Below are 14,791 nucleotides of genomic sequence, written 5' to 3' on the forward strand. Positions count from 1 at the left end.
ACCGGGAGAGCTCGAACGGCAGGACAGCCCTGCTGGCGAGCGTCGTCCTCGCCGGCGTGACCGCCTCCTTCGGCGCCTACTACCTCCCCGGTCCGCTGGCCACTCTGGCGGGTCTGTGGCTGATCCTCGGAGCGCCCACCACGTTGTGGCTGGGCCTGGCGCGTCGCGTCGTGTCCCGGCTCGACGCCGCGCTGCTGGTGGCCTTCGCCTTCGCAATCGTCACCGACTTCGGCGTGCTGCTCCTCGTGAACTTCGGCGCGCCGCTGGTCGGCTACCACCGACCGCTCGCGACCGTTCCGTTGGCGGCCGGGTTTGCGCTGGTCAACCTGATGATCGGGGCGTTCTCCCCGGAGTGCGGACCGGTGGACTGGAGCCGGGTGCGGCGGCTGCCCGGCCTGCAGGTCGTCGCGGGCTACGGCGCACTGTGCCTGGTCCTGGCCTTCGCGGGCGCCACGCGGTTGAACAACGGGCTCGGCCCCCAGGTCAGCATGCTGGCGTACACGGGGGTCGCCGGGTTGCTGGCCCTGATGCTGATCCGGCACAACCGGTACGCGGTCGAGGTGCTGGAGCTCGGCGTCTTCCTCGGCGCCGGCGCACTGCTGCTGCTGACGTCGCTGCGCGGGTGGCTGATCACCGGGCACGACATCCAGGTGGAGTACGAGGTCTACCGGCTCAACCTCGGCGGCGGGCACTGGGTGATCTCGGACTACCCGACCGCGTACAACGCCTGTCTCAGCATCACGTTGCTGCCGCTCGCGCTGACCAAACTCACCGCGATCTCCGCGGCCGGGGTCTGGAAGATCGTCTTCCCGCTGATGTTCGCGGCGGCTCCGGTCGCCCTGTTCCGTTCGGTCCACAACCTCGCCTCGCGGCAGGTGGCACTGCTGTCCTCGGCGCTGTTCCTGACGTTCCCGACGTTCTTCACCGACATGGCGTACATGGCACGCCAAGAGATCGCGTTCGTCGTGCTGGGTGCCGCGGTCGTGGTGATGTCCGAACAGAGGGGGGACGCCCGAACACGTCGCTACGCGTTGATCCCCTTGATGGCCGGGATCGTGCTCGCGCACTACTCGACGGCGTATGTGCTGGTGATGGTTCTGGGGTCCGGGGTGGTGATCACGACGGCCTGGCGGCTGCTGGACCGGATCGGAGAGCGGCGGCGGAGCCGGGACGGCCACGGCGCCGCCGCAGACGGACAGACCGCTGCCATAAGAACCGCCGACAGCCAGACCGCAGGCGTCTGGGCCTATGGCGACGGCGTGGACACGGCCCGCGAAGACGGCGCGTCCGACGCGGACATCACGGCCACGGTGCTCATCCCGGCCGTCGCCTTCACCGCAGGCGGCGCCGACTCGGTCCGGCGGCGCTCCGCCCCTGCCCAGTCCCCGGCCGCCCCGCCGCCGGTCCCGGACAGCTCGATGCCGAAGCGGACCGCCCCGGCGTTCCTCACCGTCTGGCTGGTCGCCCTCACCGCCGTTCTGGCCGTGGGCTGGGCCGGCCCGGTCACCAACACGAGCGGACAGCTGACCAGCACCCTGACCTCCGCGTGGAAGGAGGTCATCGGCCAGAAGTCGGATGTCGGTTCCGCCGACACCGCCAACAGCCTGGTCGGCGCCTCCCAGGTCACCGACCAGCAGCGCATGGACGCCTACCTGGCCGAGACCCGTGCTTCGACCGCCGGCGACCGCGAGCAGGGCCTGCTGTTCCCGCAGGAAGTCATCGACAAGTACCCGACGCCGATCACCTCCATCCCGGATCTGCCGCTGACCTCGCTCGGCACCAAGCTGCAGAGCCTCGGCCTGCCGGTGGCGAGTCTGAACGGCCTGGTCCGCTTCGGCATCGCCGCCGCGATCCAGCTCCTGCTGCTGCTCGGCACCGCCGTCGCCCTCCTGGGCCTGCGCTACCGGCGGGTCCGCGCCGAACTGACGCCGACCCGGGACCAGGCCGCACTGGCCGTGGGCTCGATCGGGGTCCTGGTCCTGCTGACGCTCGTGCCGCAGCTCACGGTCGACTACAGCGTCCTGCGCGCGCTCCAGCAAGGCATCTTCTTCTTCGGCCCGTTCATGGCCGCCGGTCTGCTCTGGGCGCTGCGCTGGTGCGGCCGCTACCGGACACCGCTGCTCGCGGCGATGATCGCCGCGATGGCCGTCGACATCACCGGTGTGGTGCCCCGCCTCACCGGCGGCTATCAGCCGCAGCTCGCGCTGTCCAACTCCGGCAAGTACTACGACGAGTACTACCCGACCGCGCCGGAGAACGACGCGGCGGCCTGGCTCCAGAGCGTGTTCGACCGCACCCCGCCGGACGCGCAGCAGACCATGCTGCTCCAAACCAGTCAGGACGTCTGGGAACGGATTCAGACGATCTTCATCGGCCCGGTCGAGATGACGGTCAACCCGCTCCTGCTGCAACCGGGGAGCTACGTCCTGCTCGGGCACGCGGAGGTGGACGAGGACCGGGCGTCCATCGACTACCGGGGTACGGCCGTGCCCTACGTGTACCCGACCAAGCTGCTCGAAGACCTGATGGACAAGATCTACGTCAGCCCCGGAGTGGAGATCTACCGATGAGTGACGACGTCGCCGGACCGCTCAAAGTCCTCCTCGTCTGCCACTACTACCCGCCACACCTGGGCGGCATCGAGAACGTGGTGTACTCCGAGGCCCGTCACCTGACCGCCGCCGGGGTCGACGTGACGGTGCTCACTACCGGGGACCGAAGCAGCATCACCGATGAGGACGGGGTCCGGGTGGTGCGGGTCCGGGCCTGGAACGGTCTGGAGCGCAAGGCCGAAGTGCCGTTCCCGATCCCGGGACCGAAGCTGCTGCGCAGTGCGGTGCGCTGGGCGCGCTGGGCCGACGTCGTGCACATCCACGATGCCTTCTATCTGACGTCGTGGGCCGCGCTCACCGCGGCCAAGGTGACCGGCACCCCGATAGTGGCCACGCAGCACGTGACGCTGGTGCAGCACAAGTCGGCCGCTGTGGGCCTGATCCAGAAGGCCGTCTATGCGACGGCCGGCCGGCTGCTCATGCGGACCGCGCGCTCTGTCTTCACCCTGAATTCGGACGTCGCGGCCTTCGCCCGCGGCCTCGGGGCGCGGCCGGAGCGGATGCGGCACCTGCCGAACGGCGTCGACACCGCACTGTTCCAGCCGGTCCGGGACGCCGCCGAGCAGGCCGCCGAGCGGGAGAAGCTGGATCTGCCGCGAGACGGCGTGCTGGTGCTGTTCGCCGGGCGGTTCATGCCCAACAAGGGATTCGACATGTTGCTCGCGGCGGACGATCCGGCCTACCGGCTGGTGTTCGCCGGTGGGCCGGCCGAAGCGCTGGCCGCGGCGGAGGACTCCGTGATCTACCTCGGCTCCCTCGCTCCCGTCGACATGGCCGCCGCCTACCGGGCGTGCGACATCTTCGCCCTCCCCTCGACGGCCGAGGGGTTCCCGCTCACCGTCCAGGAAGCGATGAGCTCCGGAATCGCTGTCGTGACCACCGATTTCAGTGGATACGCAGCCTATGAGCTGGATCGCGATCGGATATCGTTGATCGACCGGGACACGGAGACGCTCCGCCTCCGGCTACGGGAGATCGCCGCGGATTTCGAGCTGCGTCAACAGATGGGCAAGTACGGCCGGGAGTACGCGCTGGCGCGCTTTGCGTGGCCGGACCATGCTTCCACGCTGATCGAGACCTACCGTGCGGCGATCGGCCCGGGGAAGAGTACTGCCGACCGGGGATGATGTATGAGGACGATGTTCCGGCCCGCCGCTGAGACGGCGATGGTTGCCGGGCTGTTGGGCTGGGTCTATGTGGCTCTGATCGCGGTGCTGCGGCCCGGGGTGCTCAGTGAGCCGATCACCGCCGTGCTGCCGCTGCGGCGTGACACCTTCGGGGCGCTGTGCCTGGCGCTGTCGTTCGGGTGCGCTTTCGCGCTGCGTGCCCGGACCGGCACGTTCTGGACCCGTCGGGCCGGGCGGCCGGACGCGGTTGAGGCCGGGTTGGCCGCGGTCGGCGGGTACTCGTTCCTGGTGTGGGTTTACCTGTGCCTCGACAACCTGTCCCACCCGCAGACCACTGGATACCGGCTCACCCACTTCTTCGAGCACCCGTCGGAGGGCACGACGGCTGTGCTGTGCTTCCTGCTGTTGTCGGGCTGCCTGTTCGGTCTCCGGGTCCGGAAGGCGCGGCATGGCTAAGGGGCGCCGCCGACGGGGGGCCGCCGAACCGGACGCAGACACTTCGAATGCCGGCCATGCGAACGCCGACTATTCGGACGCTGACGGCTCAGACCACGACGGTGCGGACACCGGCGACGCGGGTGGCGGCGCGGGCACGAAGATGCTCCGGAACTCGCTGTTCCTCATGGCCTCCGCCGGCCTCACCGCAGGCATAGGCTTTATATTCTGGGCGCTCGTCGCGCACCTCTACAGCTCGACCCAGATCGGCTTGGCGACCACGCTGCTGTCGGCGATCTCGCTCATCTCGTTCATGAGCACCTTCGGGTTCGGGGCCACGATGATCCGGTTCCAGGCCCGCGGCGCGGCGCGCAACCGCCAGGTGTCGGTGATGCTGGGGCTCGTGGCGGCGGCCAGCTTCCTGATCGGCACGGGCTATGCCCTGGCCGTGAAGAAGATCTCGCCGGACCTCGCCTTCGTTCAGGACAAGCCGGTCTACGCCGTGGTCCTGATCGGCATCTGTGTCTTCGCCACGGTCAACCTCGTGACGGACTCGGTCTTCATGGCCGCGCGCCGGGCCGAGTACAACACGCTGGTGGACGGGTTCGTCCAGAGCCTGGCCAAGCTGATGATCCCGGCGGCGGTGGTCGGCATGGGCGCCATGGGCATCGTGGCGGCCTCCGGAGTCGGATACGTCGTCGCCACCCTGGCGTCGGTGTACTTGATGTACCGGAAGCTGGGTTTCCGGTTCTCCTTCCGGCTCGGAGGCACCCGGATCCGGGAGACGGCGAGCTACTCCGCGACCACGCACTTCTCCTCGCTGCTCAACCTGGTCCCGCAACTGGCGCTGCCGATCATCGTGTTGCGCTGGTTGGGGCCCGACAATGTCACGTACTACTACCTGGGCTCCCAGATCGCGGCGCTGCTGTCGACCGGTTCGTACGCAATCGGCGACGCGCTCTTCTCCGAGGGCGCCCACGACCCCGCCCAGCTCCGCAGCCTGATGAAGCGGTCCGCGAAGATCATGACCGCGGTGATGGTCCCGGGCGTCGCGGCCGTGATCCTGGTGCGCAAGCCGCTGCTCAGCCTGTTCGGCGGCAAGTACCCGGAGCACGCGCAGGGGCTGCTGACGGTGCTGGCGCTGGGCGCGCTCGCGGTCGCGTTCCACACCTGGGCCAGCAGCGCGCTGCGGATCACGGGGCGGATGAAGCCGCTGCTCGGCAGCAACGTGGTGTACCTGGTCGCGACGCTGGCGTTGGCGCTCGGCTTCGCGCACCGGGGCCTGAACTGGGTCGGCTGGGCCTGGGCGCTGGGGAACCTGGCCTCGGGGCTGTTCGCCGTGGCGTTCGTGCCGGGGGCGAAGATGGCGGAACTGGACGCGGTCGGCGAGGAGTACGACGCCTACGACTCCTTCGAGGTGGAGACCGACGAGGACTTCGCCCCCGACGGGGAGCGGGCTCCGGCCGGCGTCGGCGCCGCGGCGCCGCCCGGCGGCCTGCGGGAGCGTCCGCGAGCCCGGCAGAGCCCGTGGATCGGGGTCGGCGACTCGACAGCCGTCACCGAACCGATGTTCTTCCCATGGAACCGTCCGGAGGCACGAGGGCGCAGCGACCGCTTCGACGCGTACGGTGCGGGCGTGGACGGCACAGAGGACGACGGCTATGCCACGCCGCGGTTCTACGGACGGGAGAGCTGGCGGCCGCCGCGGACGGGGGGCCTGCGGGTACGGCCCCGGTCGACGCCCCGTCAGCCGGGACCGGCGGGATCAGGAGGACCGGCAGGTCAGGGGTCTGCGGCCGAGCAAGCCCGGTTGCAGTACCGGGACGGATCGCCGGGCCGGGTGCCGCCGCCGTCGGCGGCGGACGCGGAGACCCAGATCCTGCGACCGATCGTCGTGCCCGAATCGTTCTTCCGCCCGGAACCCGAAGAGCGCGATCCGCTTCCGGAACCAGGTCGTCGCCGTGCTGGGCCGCCGGGCGCGGATCGATGACGGTTTCCGGGCGGGTGCGGCGGACGAGGTGCCGACAGCCGCCCGGACTATCCGGCGCCGGCTCCCACCGGCGCCAGCGCGCCAGTCCTACCAGCGCCGGTGCGCCAGCTGGACCCCTTCCCAGACCATGTGCTTGAGCCGGGTCACCGGCACACTGAGCCCTAGTCGCCGGGCCGCCGCCACCTTCTCGCGCCGCAGCAGGCCGCTCTGCGGCATGATCTTCGCCCGGTGGCTGAACTGCCCCTCATGCACGCGGTAGCGCAGCAGTTCCTCCGGCACCGCGGCGATCTCGGCCCGGCCGAGGATCCGGAGCCAGAGGTCATAGTCCTCGCACTGGATCGCGGCGCTGCGGAAGTAGCCCGCCTCGCGCACCACCTCCGGCCGCGCCATCACCGTGGACACCGTCACCGTGTTGAACAACAACAGTCGGCGGGCCAGCGCGTCGGACTCGGTGGGGCAGTGGAGCGGGCCGAGGTCGGCACCGGTGGCGCTGTCGAAGCGGCGGGCCCAGGTGGAGACCATCCCCAGGGTGGGACGGCGGTCGAACTCGGCGACCTGCCGGGCCAGTCGCTCCGGCTCGCACAGGTCGTCCCCGTCGCAGAAGGCCACCAGGTCGCCGCGGCACTCGGGGAGCCCGGCGTTCCGGGCCGCCGCTATGCCGGAGCGCTCTCGCGGTGTGACGGCGAACCGGAGCTGGTCGGGGGGCAGCATGGAGGCCACCCGCCGGTTCTCCTCGCACTCGCCGTCCAGCACCAGGACCACTTCCCAGTCCTGGAAGGTCTGCTTCTGGATGGAGAGCAGTGTCTCGTCGAGAAAGGGCTGACGGGGGACGACCGGAATGACCACGGAGACCCGTGGCGCCTTGCCCGTGTTCATCGTGCCTTCTTCGCGTCGGCGATGATCTGCTTCAGGGCGTCGAACGAGGGCCGGTAGGTCCCGTCGCCCCGCCGCAGCCCGAAGACCAGGTGGGCGGGTGGGTCGTCTTGGTAGGAGAACCAGAAGAAGGACACCACGTTCGGATACGAGGACAGTACCTCCACCTCGCGCTTGGCCTGCTGCACCTGCGCCGTCTCCTGTGGCTTGACCTGCTCCGGCGGTCCCCAGATCAGCGCTGGGATGTTCGCTCCGGTCTCGGTGATCCAGATCGGCATGTTCGGGGCCCCGGCCTGGTTCAGCGCGGCGATGATGCTCTTCGGCGATTTGCTGATGGCCAGGAAGGTCTTGCTGGTCGCGGGGTCGCCGTCCGGGTAGGGGTGGTAGCCGATCGCGTCGACGGCCTTCAGACCGCCGGCGTTGGCCACGGCGGTGATGAAGTCGTACGGGGCGATGAAGGGCGCGCCGGGGCTCGGATGGTCGGCCGCGAGGCCCCCCATCAGGATGTAAGCGTGCGGGTCCGCGGAGCGGATCGCCGCGGAGACCGTCACAAGGAGTTTGGTGTAGTCCGCCGGGTCCGGGAGCGGGGCCCAGGCCACGATGTTGGGCTCGTTCCACACTTCCCAGTAGTGGACGCCCCGTGCCGAGTAGCGCGCAACCGCCTGCTTCACGAACTTCGCGAACAGCGCGTTGTCGGCGGGCGGGCAAGCGGCGGTGTCCTTGCAAGCGTCCCGGCGCGCCCACGGTGGCGGGAAGTCGATGGTGGCCAGGATCTTCAGGCCGTGGGCGTTCGCTCCGGCGACGACCTTGTCGAACTTGGAGAAGTCCGGCGGGAAGTTCGCGAAGTTCTGGTGGTCCTCCCAACCGAAGTCGACGCGGATGTAGTCCATCCCGAGTCGTTTGGCGTCGTCGAGGGCGGTTTTCACCTGGTCCGGCGTGTCGTATGCCAGGGTGTCGCTGTAGTCCAGACCCCACTTCATGTCGGCCAGCTGCGCGTTCTTGGCGGCACTCGTGCTCGGTGCGGTGATGCCGGGTGCGGAGCCGTTCGACGTGGAGCCGGTGCTGCCGGCCGGAGCCGTGGGCGCGCCGGCCGGGCTTGTGGTGCCGGACGTCGCCGCCGGCGAGTGGCCGAAAGCCGTGGGCCCGCCGGGGTCTCCACCGGAGACGGCGGTCGCGATGCCGGCGCCGACGACGACCGCGGTCACGGCGGCGCCGACAAGCGCCCAGTGCCGTCGCTTGCTGTTCGCCATTATGATTTCGGGGCCGGTGACCGGCTGCCCTTCGCTCCCCTCGGCCGGATTTCGTCGCTTGGCGGATCCGGTCGGTGACCGGGAGCGGCCGGGAGGCCGCCGCCGTCGCCGGGCGCCCGTGAAAAGGACGCCCGTCTGCGAGCGTTCATAGTGCCATGGTTCGGTGTCCTCGGTGTGGCTGTGCCGATTCTCGAACCAGGGCGGTTCGCAGCCCCCCTTGTCGGTTCGAGGATTGCGCGGCGCCCGTGAGAATTCTGCACATCGTCAACCTGGGCTTCGAAGCCGGGGGCGCGGAGAAGTTCGTCCGCATGCTCCGGGACGGCCAGAGCGCCCGGGGCCACGAGGTCCGGGTGGTGGCTCTCGACATCCCTTCGGGCGATCGGCCCGTCTTCGCCGACGATCTCGTCCCGCCGGTGGCCGGCGGGCCGGTCGGCAAGCTGGCCGGGTTCGTCTGGCACCACCGGGCGTACCGCGAGGTGCGACGGATCATGCGGGAGTTCCAGCCGGACTGCGTCCATCTGCACACCGTCGGCGGGTTCGGCCCGGCAGTGTTCCCGGCCACGCGCGGCGCGGTGCGGATTCTCACCATCCACGGCCCCGAAGACTGGACCCGGAGACTGCTGCGCTGGCAGGTCGCCGACAACGCCGGCCGGATCTCGCCCGGTGCGCTGCTCCGCTACCTGCACCTGCGTTTCCTGATGCGGCCCGCCTACCGGCTGTTCGGCCTGACCCGGATCGACGGTTTCGCGGCCCCGAGCCGGTTCGTCGCCGACGCGATCCGCCCCGACACCGGCCGGGTGCCGGTCCGGGTGATCCCGCACGCCGCGGACCGGGTCTTCGCCCCGGCTCCGGTCACGGACGTGTGGCAGGCGGCCTTCGTGGGCCGGCTCAGTCCGCTGAAAGGCGCCGACGTCCTGCTGGCGGCCTTCGGCATCCTGGCCCGGACGCAGCCGAAGGCGCGGCTCGTGGTGGTCGGCGACGGTCCGGAGCGCGCCCGCCTGGAGGCGGAGGCCGCGGACCTGGTGGCGGCCGGCACGGTCGAGTTCCGAGGCTGGCTGACACCGCCGGAGGTCGCCAAGTGCCTCCGCGGCTCCGCGCTGCTCGCCGTGCCGTCGACCACTCCGGAGATCTTCGGGCTGACCGCCCTGGAAGCGTTGGTGCAGGGCCGGCCCTTGGTCGCCAGCCGGATCGGGGCGCTGCCGGAACTGGTCGGGCCGGACAACGGCGTGCTCGTCGCCCCCGGCGACGCCGCCGCTCTGGCCGAGGCGCTGGGCGGGCTGCTCGGCGACGCCGAGCAGCTGGCGCGGTTGGGTGAGGGCTCGGCCCGGCGCGCCGAGGAGTTCGACCTGGATCGTTGCCTCGACGATTATGAATCCTGGTATCGGGAGACGCTCGCCGCCGGTGGCCGTCCGTAGCGGGCGCGTCCGTTGCCCGGGGAAAACGTCCCCGGTGTGGGCTTCATCGGCTGAGACGGTTCTTCGCGGCCTGCCACAGCGTCCGTGCACCGCTCAGGAAGAACGGGGCGAGGTCGTCACGGGCGAACCAGGCGGCCTCGTCCGCGGCGCGTAGGGAAGCCAGCCAGGACCGCGTCGACAGGGTCCCCTCTCGCCGATAGCCGAGTGCGGCGAGCGGATCGAAGTTCTCCACGACCAGAGCCCGGCCGGGCACCGCATCGCCCGGGGTGAAGCCGCGCCCGGTGAGGTCCAGGTGCAGGGCCCGGACAGCGTCGATGCCGGCCGTGTCCTGGAACAGCCGGAACTGGGCACCCAGCCGGGGGTTGAAGTCCAGGAGCCGATAGCTGTCGTCGCGTGGGTCCCACCGGTAGTCGAGGTCGACGACCCCCTGGTAGCCCAACCCGGACAGCAGGGCGACCGCCTCCGCGCGCAGCCGGTCGTTCGGTACCCACCGGCCGTAGGTCGTCAGACCCGCGTTGACCGGGAAGGAGCGCTCCTTGATCCCGGTGTGGCCGAACAGGCAGCGCGAGGCCGTGTCGAAGTAGCCGTGGAAGAACCAGTCCTGGCGCGTACCGGTCGGCGCGGGCGCGAGGTATTCCTGGAGCAGCAGGCCGGTGTCCGGGCCGTCGCCGGTCGCCCGGCGGGCCCGCTCGACCAGCCCGAGCAGTTCGTCCCGGCCGCGGACGATCGTCGTGCTCTGCACTCCCACTGTTCTGTCGGCGGCCCAGGGGAGATTCACCTTGGCGACGACCGGATAGCCGCAGGAATCGGCGAAGGCTGTGGCCTCGGCGGCGTCCACGGGAACCACCGTCGCCGGATGCGGCACCCCGGCGGCGCGGCAGATCTCGGCGAGCGTCGCCTTCCCGGCCGCCCGGCGCGGCAGATCGGCCGGGGGATCGGGGAAGAGATAGCGGGGACGCAGCTTGTCACCGTGCTCGGCCAGGAAGATCGCGCCGGCGTCGTCCGTGGTGACCAGGACGGCCGGTCCGGGGAGCCCGTCGGCGAGCCGGTCCAGCAGATCGAGCACGTCGTCGGGATGGGCGCGGGCCGGCATCGGTGACATCGTCCGGCGCGCGTAGCGGGAGACCCCGGCCGGGGTGAACCGGTCCTCGCGCATGGCGTGGACCCGGATCCCCAGTCGTCCCAGACTCCGGATCACTCCCAGCCCGCCATGGTGGAAGATGTTCCGGTCGAGCTTCAGGAGCACGGCGTCGGTCGCGGTGTCCGCGTCCATCGACGCTCTCACTGACATGGAAACCAGCTTATAGTGAAGTTCAAGGTAGCCCTCGTCTTGCCAAGGAAATGCCGAACCGAACGGAAGCCCTGGTGGCGGAGCTCGACCTGATCATATGGCTCGTCTCTGTTGACTCGGCGTGAAGACCACCGTGCGGCCCGAGCTCAGCGTGGCAACCTCGGCGCCACTTTGCGAGCCGCGAACGCGGACCCGAACACGAACCGCATGGACGGCCCGAACGTCGCCGCCGCCGCCAGCCCCACGATGTGCAGTCCGGGCACCGACGAGTCGAAGCCCGCGCCGAGGTGCGGCGGGCCGTACGAGCCCAGCAGGCCGCGGACCCGGCCGCGCAGCTCGTCGCCCAGTACCGTCAGCTTCCGGATGTCCACCTCGAACCCGGTCGCGGCGATCACCCGGTCGGCCTCCAGCTCCCGGCCACACGACAGCTCCAGCCGGAGCGCATCGCCCTCGGGCTGGGCCGAGGTGATCTGGGTGCCGGTCAGGACGTGCGCGTCGTCGAAGGACTTCTCGAAGCGGTCGCGGATCCACCACGAGCCCTGCGGGCCGAGCGTCTTACGGACGACCTCCATGCGGTACGCCCCCGGCAGCCGCCGGAACAGGGACGGAAGGTCGCCCAGCACCTTGTTGTAGTAGCCGGGACCGAGGCCGCTCTCCGGCTGGCGGAGCCGCTGCCACAGGCTGGTGGGCAGATCGGCGGGGAAACTGTTCCACGCCAGCCTGGCAGCCCGCGCCACCAGTGTCACGTCCGCGCCCACCTCGTCCAGCAGCACGCCGATCTCGATCGCAGCCTGTCCCGCGCCGACCACGGTGACCCGCTTGCCGGCGAAGGCGGACAGGTCGTTCACCGTGCTGCTGTGCAGCACCTGCGGGGCCTGGAGCCCGGCCAGCGCCTCGGGTATTCGCGGGAACGGCAGGAAGCCTGCGGCGAGCACCACCGTGCGGGCCCGCACCGAGCCCCCGTCGGCCAGCTCGAGCGTGAACACCGAACCAGTCTGATCAACCCGTACCACGTCGGTCTCGTGCACATCCGGCACGGCCTCCTGCTGGAACCACCGGCCGTAGTCGACGAACGTCTCGACGGGCGTGGGGACACCGTGCGCGTAGGGCAGCCCCTTGAGCCGGCAGAACTCCCTCAGCGTGTACTGGTCACGCGGATCCGACAGGTGCGAGGCCCACGGCTCGGACTTGAGCTTCATGCCCACCGGCATGTGCTCGGCCCAGGCCCGCATCGGCGTGCCGAACACCCGGGTGCGGGAGCCCCGCGCCCGGGCGTGCGCCCCCACCGAAAGGCCGTAGGGCCCGGCGCCCACCACGGCGGTGTCGAGGACCTCTGTACCTGTCATGCGTTTCCCCCTCGCTCCCATCCCGCGGAACCTGTTCCCAAGTCTCGCGGATGCCTTCTTCCGCATGGATCCGGGCATACCGGCCGAGGCGGATCGCCCGGTTTCCTGCCGCGGTGATCGCTTGACGACAAATCAGGACTCTTCACTGGACCGGCTGTCGAACACCAGATTGTGGCACGATTTCGCAGCGGTTCAGCCGCATGTGACCCGTTCGTCAACGCGATCACGCGGGCTTGCTGCTAAGAGCCTCCGTCTTGCCGGCGGGCCGGGCCGAAGGCGTAGCCCGCCAGAGTGCGCATGCCGGAGGCGTTGCCACGCCGCATGGCGGAGGGCAGGAGAGTGGCGGCGTGGATGCGGGAGGACAGGTGCAGGCGGGCTGCACGGGCCGCTTTGTGCCAGCCGAGGTCGTCCATTCTGGCGGCCTCGTCGAGGAAGAACGCGCGCTCCTCGGTGAAGCGGGTGCCGGCGAAGGCACGCTCGCTGGAGACGCTGACGGCGTGGCGGCGGTACTGGAAGCAGGCGGTGTCCGAGACGACGATCTGGGCTCCGGCGCGGACCCAGGCCAGCGTCAGGGCCAGGTCCTGCACGACGCGCAGGGCCGGGTCGAAGCCGACCTCGGTGATGACGTCGGCGCGCCAGCAGATGGCGGGGAAGTACATCCAGTTGCCGCGCAGCAGGCTGACGGCAAGGCTTTCACCGCTGAGGGCGGCCGCCCCGTGGACGCGGGGGGCGTACACCCGGCTCTTGATCTTGTCGACCCAGGGCTCGGTGAGCTCGCCCTTCTCGTCGATGATCTCGACGCCGGGCTGCGCGAGAGAGGCTTGAGGGAAGTCCCTCATCAGGGCGCGGACGGTGCCGACGTAATTGGGCAGCATGCGGTCGTCGCTGCCGATCATGGTGACCAGCGGCTGGGTGACCAGGCTCAGGCACTTCTGGAAGTTCTCCGTGATGCCGAGGTTGGTCTCGTTGCGCTGGTAGCGGATCTTGTCGGCCCCGTGGACCGCGGTCAGCTCGGCGAACCACTCCGGGACGCCGGGCTCGGCGCCGTCGTCGACCACGGTGAGCCGCCAGTGCGGGTCCTGCTGGGCCAGGACGCTCCGGACCGCTTCCTGCATCATGCCGACGTCCCCGTAGTAGGGCATCATCACGTCGACCAGATCCCGGCCTGAATCATCGGCGCCCTGTTCCGACAGCGGCGCTCGATGTGACGGCTGCGGCTCGAAGGCGTTCATCACCGATCATATATATCACTGGTCCTTTGGCACTTTCCACAGCCCGACCAGGCTCCGGGTCACAGCGGTGGAACCTGCGTCGAGCTGGGAACATGCCACTCAAGGAAACGGCCACCCGCTACTGGACCGGCGTATGTTCGGCATCTGATCCAGCCGTTATATTTTCTTGTATTGCTTGTACGCGGCATTGTCGATCTAGAAGCCCGGCTCCGCTGGCCGAGGAATCGCTCTCCGCATTCCTGCTGTGGCTCACCCACCGGCTCGACACCACCCCGGGCCGAGTCGCCGCCCTGACCGGCACCGCCGCTCCAAACAGGGCCAACGTCCCGGCCAACCGCATTTTCTGCTCGGCGACAGCACGCTGCATCCGGCCGCATGCCGAGTACCGATCGGCTGCCGTGTCGTGACGGTTCCGAGGCATACCGCTACGCGTTCCTCCAGAAGCTGACCATGCTCCATGCCGTCGGGGGAGAACTCGAGGTGGTCCGGGGGGCTCGTGTACGCCTTGATCACCGACTGCGTCGACAGCGTCGCCACGATCGTGGCGATCAGCTCCGCACAGTTGTCGCTGAGTTCTCACCCCATGGTCTTTGCGCCGTCGAGTGACTCGCGGATGATGTCGGCATGTCCGGAGTGCTGGGCGATTTCGCCGATCAGGTGCAGAGCCACCATCCGGACGGACCAGCGAGCCCCGGGTTCGAACCACGGCGCAGACGGCAGCTCCCATGTCCGGCCGAGGTCCGCTGTACTGAGGAAAACATCAGTTTGAGAGGATGCGCTGGCGAAGTCGGCGAGCACACTGTCCAAGGTTTCGTCTTCCCCCATGCGAAACTGGTTCGTCCAGTCAGTGGGTTCACTCTCCATGGCCTCGGCGCCGCCGGCCGCGAAGCGCGTCCAGCGCCGCTCCATCTCCGCGATGTGCTTGATCAGGCCGCCGAGACAAAGATCGCTGACTGTGGTGCGCTCGCGCGCCTGGTCATCCGTTAGATCACGGACGGTTCGGAGCAGAAGGCCACGATGGCTGCCAAGCGCCGCGAGCAGGTCGGCACGTTCTCCAGGCGGAACAGCAGCGGGGGCAGATTCATCGACTTGTGTCATACCCGCAGGCTTGCCGCCTTGAGGCCCGGCCCAAACGCGCGCCCGAAAAGCCGCTGATCTCGCTCAGAAACCGGCCCGCCCGACGCATAAGGAATTTGGTGGGTGGCACGCCAGTCACGACG

11 protein-coding genes are annotated in these 14,791 nt (G+C 69.7%); 5 read left to right on the forward strand and 6 right to left on the reverse strand.

The window, feature by feature from the left end; genetic code table 11:
- Nucleotides 1-56 precede the first annotated feature (56 nt).
- From ABD466_RS08735 to ABD466_RS08750, 4 genes are read left to right on the forward strand one after another with little or no spacing between them, the layout of a single operon-like run.
- Nucleotides 57-2,570, forward strand: a complete 2,514-nt coding sequence (locus ABD466_RS08735) for a hypothetical protein (RefSeq protein ID WP_344656451.1) — start codon at nucleotides 57-59, stop codon at nucleotides 2,568-2,570.
- The gene (locus ABD466_RS08740; RefSeq protein WP_344656452.1) at nucleotides 2,567-3,739 is read left to right on the forward strand and encodes a glycosyltransferase family 4 protein; all 1,173 of its coding nucleotides are present in this window, start codon (nucleotides 2,567-2,569) and stop codon (nucleotides 3,737-3,739) included. Before ABD466_RS08735 ends, ABD466_RS08740 begins: the two co-directional genes overlap by 4 nt.
- A 3-nt stretch (nucleotides 3,740-3,742) precedes the next feature.
- On the forward strand, nucleotides 3,743-4,195 hold the full coding sequence (locus ABD466_RS08745; protein WP_344656453.1) for a hypothetical protein: 453 nt from the start codon (nucleotides 3,743-3,745) through the stop codon (nucleotides 4,193-4,195).
- Complete coding sequence (locus tag ABD466_RS08750; RefSeq protein ID WP_344656454.1) at nucleotides 4,188-6,164, forward strand: lipopolysaccharide biosynthesis protein; 1,977 nt, start codon at nucleotides 4,188-4,190, stop codon at nucleotides 6,162-6,164. The genes ABD466_RS08745 and ABD466_RS08750 overlap by 8 nt, the downstream gene beginning before the upstream one ends.
- Before the next feature lie 87 nt (nucleotides 6,165-6,251).
- Here ABD466_RS08750 and ABD466_RS08755 read toward each other — a convergent pair whose 3' ends face one another.
- Nucleotides 6,252-7,040, reverse strand: a complete 789-nt coding sequence (locus tag ABD466_RS08755) for a glycosyltransferase family 2 protein (protein ID WP_344656455.1) — start codon at nucleotides 7,038-7,040, stop codon at nucleotides 6,252-6,254.
- Nucleotides 7,037-8,287, reverse strand: a complete 1,251-nt coding sequence (locus ABD466_RS08760; RefSeq protein ID WP_344656456.1) for a cellulase family glycosylhydrolase — start codon at nucleotides 8,285-8,287, stop codon at nucleotides 7,037-7,039. Before ABD466_RS08760 ends, ABD466_RS08755 begins: the two co-directional genes overlap by 4 nt.
- 245 nt (nucleotides 8,288-8,532) lie before the next feature.
- Here ABD466_RS08760 and ABD466_RS08765 point away from each other — a divergent pair, with 245 nt between their 5' ends.
- Complete coding sequence (locus tag ABD466_RS08765) at nucleotides 8,533-9,702, forward strand: glycosyltransferase family 4 protein (RefSeq protein ID WP_344656457.1); 1,170 nt, start codon at nucleotides 8,533-8,535, stop codon at nucleotides 9,700-9,702.
- 43 nt (nucleotides 9,703-9,745) lie between these two features.
- Here ABD466_RS08765 and ABD466_RS08770 read toward each other — a convergent pair whose 3' ends face one another.
- From ABD466_RS08770 to ABD466_RS08785, 4 genes are all read right to left on the reverse strand, one after another.
- Nucleotides 9,746-10,993 (reverse strand): carboxylate--amine ligase, encoded by a 1,248-nt coding sequence (locus ABD466_RS08770; RefSeq protein WP_344656458.1) that lies wholly within the window; start codon nucleotides 10,991-10,993, stop codon nucleotides 9,746-9,748.
- Between the two features lie 146 nt (nucleotides 10,994-11,139).
- Nucleotides 11,140-12,339: an FAD-dependent oxidoreductase gene (locus ABD466_RS08775; RefSeq protein ID WP_344656459.1), complete on the reverse strand. Its 1,200-nt coding sequence runs from the start codon at nucleotides 12,337-12,339 to the stop codon at nucleotides 11,140-11,142.
- A gap of 239 nt (nucleotides 12,340-12,578) precedes the next feature.
- Nucleotides 12,579-13,571: a glycosyltransferase family 2 protein gene (locus ABD466_RS08780; protein WP_344656460.1), complete on the reverse strand. Its 993-nt coding sequence runs from the start codon at nucleotides 13,569-13,571 to the stop codon at nucleotides 12,579-12,581.
- Nucleotides 13,572-14,147: 576 nt separating this feature from the next.
- Nucleotides 14,148-14,669, reverse strand: a complete 522-nt coding sequence (locus ABD466_RS08785) for a DinB family protein (RefSeq protein WP_344656461.1) — start codon at nucleotides 14,667-14,669, stop codon at nucleotides 14,148-14,150.
- Between the last annotated feature and the right edge of the window lie 122 nt (nucleotides 14,670-14,791).

The organism is Catenulispora subtropica (assembly GCF_039531675.1).
Taxonomy (GTDB): domain Bacteria; phylum Actinomycetota; class Actinomycetes; order Streptomycetales; family Catenulisporaceae; genus Catenulispora; species Catenulispora subtropica.